This window comes from Halanaerobium sp. (assembly GCF_003070835.1).
In genome coordinates this window covers 1-4,866 of the sequence record NZ_QBLR01000260.1, presented here as the reverse complement: position 1 = coordinate 4,866, position 4,866 = coordinate 1, and the positions used below count along the sequence as shown (strand labels likewise).

Genomic DNA, 4,866 nt, shown 5'->3' with positions numbered 1-4,866 from the left:
GAATATGATTCTGATTTTCAGGCGATTGCTCCAGCGGTTGGAACTACAGGTAATAATTTTAAAAAGTATTTTGTGAAATATGTTTTACCCATTCTAAATAATCTTGGCTTACATTTAAAAACCAACAATAAATATAATATTTTATTTGTTAATCCTGTTCCATATCAAACTTCACTTGCTCAAATACATAATGCTGGAATGATAAAAAATTTAAAAATCAAAGTTTGGAAGAAATTATTTGAAGTACTAAAAAATGATTTCAAAAAAACGATTAATGAGATTGAAGCTGACTTTATAATTAATGCTGCAACTTCAGATGTAACAGAAGAGATTACTAAAATATTTAAAGATACAACTGTTTTTGAAGTGTCACATCCTTCAAGCTGGCACTTTTTAAAATCTTTTCAGAAAAAGCAAGGAGAAAAATAATGCAAATAATTTTCTGGTTATCATTAATATTAATATTACACAGTTTTATATTTTATCCTGTATCATTAGCTGTTTTTAATAAAATATTTTCAAAAGAAAAACTAAATAAAGAATTAAAAGAATATCCCAATATATCTTTTATAATTGCAGCTCATAATGAAGAAAAGGTAATCAAAAAGAAACTTGAAAACGCTATCAGTTTAAATTATGATTCTTCAAAACTAGAAATAATAGTTGCTTCTGATAATAGTGATGATAATACTAATCAGATTGTAGAAGAATTTATAGCAGAACATCAAGGGAAAGATATTCCTAAGCTAAAATTATATATAGTAAAAGACCGAAAAGGTAAAACCAATGCTCAAAATGAAGCTGTAAGAACTGCAAACGGAGAAATTATAGCTTTTTCTGATGCCAATACTATCTGGGAAGAAGATTCTCTTAAAAAGTTAATTTCGGGATTTGAAGATCAATCTATCGGCTATATCTGTGGTGGATTACAGTATGTTAATGATTATGATAATATAACAGCTGAATCAGAAAGTACTTATTGGAATTATGATCTTAAAATGCGGGAATGGGAATCCAATATTGCATCGGTAACAGCAGGTAATGGAGCAATTTATGCTATTAGAAAATCAGATTATGAAGATTTAAAGCCAATTAGATGTCATGATGGAACAATGCCAACTGTTATGGTTTTGAAAGGCAAAAAGGCAAGGTATCAAAAAGAAGCAATTGCTTATGAGAAGGCCGGCGAAAATACTGGAGATGAGTTTAAAAGAAAAGTAAGGATGTTTAGAGGTCTACCCTGGAATATTTTTGAGAGATTTTCGAAATATAATCCTTTTAAAACAGGCTGGTTTAGTTATTTCTATTTTTCCCATAGGACTTTGAGATATTCCCTATATTTACTGCATCTATTTTTATTAGTCAGCAACTTTTATTTATGGAATCAACATTGGATCTATAATCTGGCATTAATAGGGCAGGTCTCCTTTTATCTTTTGGCTTTCATTGGTGCTGTAACTAAGCTAAAATCAAAATTATTCTATTTACCATATTTTTATACTATGACAATAACAGCTCAGTTAATTGCTGTTATTAAAAGCTTTTTAGGAAAAAACAAAGCTGTCTGGGATAAGGCTGAGTCAACAAGATAATTCAATAACAAACCACACTTCCTCTTTCTAAACTAAGATGATATCATTAAATCAAACATTAGTTCAGGAGGGGGTTAATTTATATGGAACAGTTATTTGAATTAATCAGTTCTTATGGTTTTCCCATGGTTCTCTCAATTTATCTACTGCTGCGTTTTGAATCACTGCTTAGAGGTCTTAAAGAATCAATAGACACTCTAATTTTACTCAGCAACATTGAATCAGCAGATTTGAGAAAACTTCAAAAAGAAAAGAAACTTTAGCTTTAAGGAGCAGCCCCTTAAAAAAGAGGCTGCAGGAGTGATTAAAAAACTATTGTATCAAATAGCTCAAAATAAGGTTTCAATTCTTCTTCTGTATATTTTGACTTACAGGTTAAAGGACTCAATTTACATTTCTCAGGATTCTTTGTGCAGTCCAGGCAGTAACAGCCATTCATCTTATTTAACAGACTGAATTCCTGAACCAGTTCTTTTAACTTATATGACTTTCTAAAATTACCAAAGCATTCTTTAAACACTTCGTAATTAGGCAGCCTGGGATCACTATTAATTTCTCTTACACCCGGAACTTTTTCTATCGCTTCAGCTTTCTCAAAGAGCAGTTGATATAATTCCTCTTCTGTATATTTTTTGTCAGACATTTACTGCACCTCTTTTTCTTCTGAGATTAAAAGTAATTTTTCTTTAAAAGGAAGGGGCAGATAAGCAGTATCCTTTCTCTTTGAATTAACTTCCTGATAGATTTTAAGAAAACGGCTTTTAACATATTCGTTATCTTCACTGTGACATAAAGCGGCAAAACCGCCAAAGTTGCGGACAGCTTCCTTAACACTTTCCGGAAGAGATGCCATTCCTTCAATGGAATTATAGTAGCCATACTTACGAACAGCTTTTAAAGCTAGATACCAGGCTTCTCCAGCCGTTATTTTAGCCTCATCAGGTAGTTTTAGTATTTCTACTTCCTTAACAATTTCTCCAGGAGTAGGTGGCCACTGGGGCCGATTGATAATCAATTTCTTAACTGCAGCCACTACCAGCTGATACTGATAATACTTTAAAAGGTCATGCCAGACTTCCACCATCAATTTAGTGCCGTCTTCATCATTTGGCTTGGGAAACTTAAAGCGGTTGCTGTAACAGTTATTTAAATAGCTTAGGATTTTAATGATTTCACTTTTCTTCATTTTGCTCTTCCTCCTTTGCTTCTAGATAAATCTTTTTTAATTGAGCTGTTTTTTGAGAGGTGGGATTAGATTTAGAACTTTTCAGTTTGTTTTCCAGCTTAATCACCTGTTTTCTCAGCTTTTTAGTACTTAAAATATTACTTTTCCAGAACTGATCCTGCTGGGAGAAGTCAATAATTGCTTTAATCTCTGCAAAGCTGTAACCTTTATTCTCACTTTTTTAGCTCCTACTGGACCCAGACGGTGAAGTTTATCAATTTCTTTAACCCACTTTTTGAAGCGGGAATCTGCCAGCTCTTTTTTTGGGACAGAGGCCCTGGAGTTATTCTTAAGGATTAAACTGATTAAGTAACCTGTAAGTTCAGCTGCTTTATCTAAATTATTATTGTCGAATGTTTTGTTCAGAAAAATTATTTCTGCATTTTTGTCAGCATCTGTTTCTACTTGAGCTTGAGTTTGAGCAGGAGTTGGAGTAAGAGCCTGAGCTAGAGCTTGAGAATCAAAACATTTTGTTTTAAGGGGCTTGTTACCATTTGTTTGAAGCCCCTTATTTTTCTCTGTAGCTTTTTTATTTATCTGACCGAAAGGCTTTTTGAGAAATCCTTTTTCCTTACTTTCTTTTTTGAGAAAATTATAGAACTTAGGATTATAGCACTCTGCCAGCCTAATTAATTCTCCCAGCAGAGGAGAAACGGGTAAAGATTCTAGTTTATTTACTGCTGCCTTAATGTGATTAATATTCTGTAATGGTTGATACTTTAAAGCATTGATGATCAAAATCATAGAATTATCTCTGTCATATTTGATAAATTGATCTCTGCTTAAACGTTCAATTGCTTTTTTTATGTCTTTTACTTTTAACTGCAAATCCTCAGCTATGTAGCTTAGAGGAAGACGGTAAAGCCCTTCGGAAATCCGATGCTGATTTGTAAGCAGATAGAGGGCGATCATCCTTGTTTTAAAATCCCAGCTTCTTACTTTGTTATTTATCCAGAAATTAGTCTGTACTTTTTGATAAGTCATAGTATAATCCTTTCTTTTTAGAATATTTTCACAATTTGGATTAAAAAATTTAGCTTATCCTCCTTTCTCCTGGATTGATAGTGATACTTAATCTTAACTAAAATTTATATTAGATATTATAGCATCTTCTGGAAAAAATTTTAAGGGTGGTTTGTAGGTTTTTCTAAATAATACCTATATTGTATAAAGAGGGGATTAGAAGAGGGAATGATAATTTATTAGACAATAAGTCTTGTAATTTACATATAATCACAGTATAATATTGGTAATGAGATAATACAGTTAAAACTATTTTAAGAATAATTTAACTTAAAAAAAGACTGTAGAAATGCGTTATTATATATGCGGATTGCATTAGAAAATGCTGTTTATGATATAGCTGAAGAGAAAAAGATAAATGTACCTTTTAAAGATGAAATGAGAAAATATGGGTTATCTCAGTTGTTGAAGTCTGTCATTAATTCTAAAAAAATAATTCAGCCTTTACAAGAATTGTTATCTGATATAAAAGAAAATTATAATTATAGTATGTTAAATCAAGAAGCACATTTTTGGACTGAAACTGCTCATCGGGTTGATCATCAAACACTTGAGGAATTACGGGATAAAATAATTGCTATTTATAAAATGAAAGGCTTAAATAAAGATTGTTTGCCAGATTTAAAAAAGTTAAAAGAAAATGGGATTGAATTAGTGGAAGAGGAATCAAATAAAAAATTAGTTTCAGCCGGTATTTTAGTTAAAGATGGAGCTGAATATGACTCCACTGGTAAATGGGATGATATAAAAGTATATATTAACTAGGAATGAGCTAGATTAACAAACATATTCTCCATGTTTAGGGGTTAGACCTACATTACATGCACCTGTTTAAGCTGAAAATGCTAATAAATAGCTAAAGATACGCCAACTTAAATATATCTCAAAAAGAGGAGACAAGTATTTAGGCTCAAATCCCTGTTAAAATAGGGTTTTGACTATATAAATTAAATTATTTTTTGACAATACGTATGTAATTATAGATGGAGTAATATGCTAATTTTGTCGATTTTATTGAAATGATAG

General features: G+C 31.4%; 7 protein-coding genes. 4 read left to right on the top strand and 3 right to left on the bottom strand.

What is annotated here, in order from left to right; translation table 11 throughout:
• The 3 genes from CI949_RS16860 to CI949_RS16850 all read left to right on the top strand — a co-directional run.
• Nucleotides 1-429 (top strand): hypothetical protein (locus CI949_RS16860; RefSeq protein WP_290768481.1); only part of this gene is annotated, 429 nt, incomplete at its 5' end.
• Nucleotides 429-1,592, top strand: a complete 1,164-nt coding sequence (locus CI949_RS16855; protein WP_290768478.1) for a glycosyltransferase family 2 protein — start codon at nt 429-431, stop codon at nt 1,590-1,592. The genes CI949_RS16860 and CI949_RS16855, both read left to right, overlap by 1 nt.
• Nucleotides 1,593-1,675: 83 nt before the next feature.
• Nucleotides 1,676-1,855, top strand: coding sequence for a YvrJ family protein (locus tag CI949_RS16850; protein ID WP_290768476.1), 180 nt, complete (start codon nt 1,676-1,678; stop codon nt 1,853-1,855).
• Nucleotides 1,856-1,896: 41 nt separating this feature from the next.
• Here CI949_RS16850 and CI949_RS16845 read toward each other — a convergent pair whose 3' ends face one another.
• The 3 genes from CI949_RS16845 to CI949_RS16835 form a co-directional block, all read right to left on the bottom strand.
• Entirely contained in the window at nt 1,897-2,235 is a 339-nt protein-coding gene (locus CI949_RS16845) for a hypothetical protein (protein WP_290768473.1), read from the bottom strand.
• Nucleotides 2,236-2,778: a replicative helicase loader/inhibitor gene (locus CI949_RS16840; RefSeq protein ID WP_290768469.1), complete on the bottom strand. Its 543-nt coding sequence runs from the start codon at nt 2,776-2,778 to the stop codon at nt 2,236-2,238.
• 129 nt (nt 2,779-2,907) lie between these two features.
• Complete coding sequence (locus tag CI949_RS16835; RefSeq protein WP_290768466.1) at nt 2,908-3,801, bottom strand: hypothetical protein; 894 nt, start codon at nt 3,799-3,801, stop codon at nt 2,908-2,910.
• A 342-nt stretch (nt 3,802-4,143) separates the two neighbouring features.
• Here CI949_RS16835 and CI949_RS16830 point away from each other — a divergent pair, with 342 nt between their 5' ends.
• Entirely contained in the window at nt 4,144-4,605 is a 462-nt protein-coding gene (locus CI949_RS16830; RefSeq protein ID WP_290768464.1) for a hypothetical protein, read from the top strand.
• The last annotated feature ends 261 nt before the right edge of the window (nt 4,606-4,866 follow it).

Coding starts and splice junctions, on each gene's coding strand:
- CI949_RS16855 (WP_290768478.1), top strand. CDS start 429: ATGCAAATAATTTTCTGGTTATCATTAATATTAATATTACACAGTTTT.
- CI949_RS16850 (WP_290768476.1), top strand. CDS start 1,676: ATGGAACAGTTATTTGAATTAATCAGTTCTTATGGTTTTCCCATGGTT.
- CI949_RS16845 (WP_290768473.1), bottom strand. CDS start 2,235: ATGTCTGACAAAAAATATACAGAAGAGGAATTATATCAACTGCTCTTT.
- CI949_RS16840 (WP_290768469.1), bottom strand. CDS start 2,778: ATGAAGAAAAGTGAAATCATTAAAATCCTAAGCTATTTAAATAACTGT.
- CI949_RS16835 (WP_290768466.1), bottom strand. CDS start 3,801: ATGACTTATCAAAAAGTACAGACTAATTTCTGGATAAATAACAAAGTA.
- CI949_RS16830 (WP_290768464.1), top strand. CDS start 4,144: ATGCGGATTGCATTAGAAAATGCTGTTTATGATATAGCTGAAGAGAAA.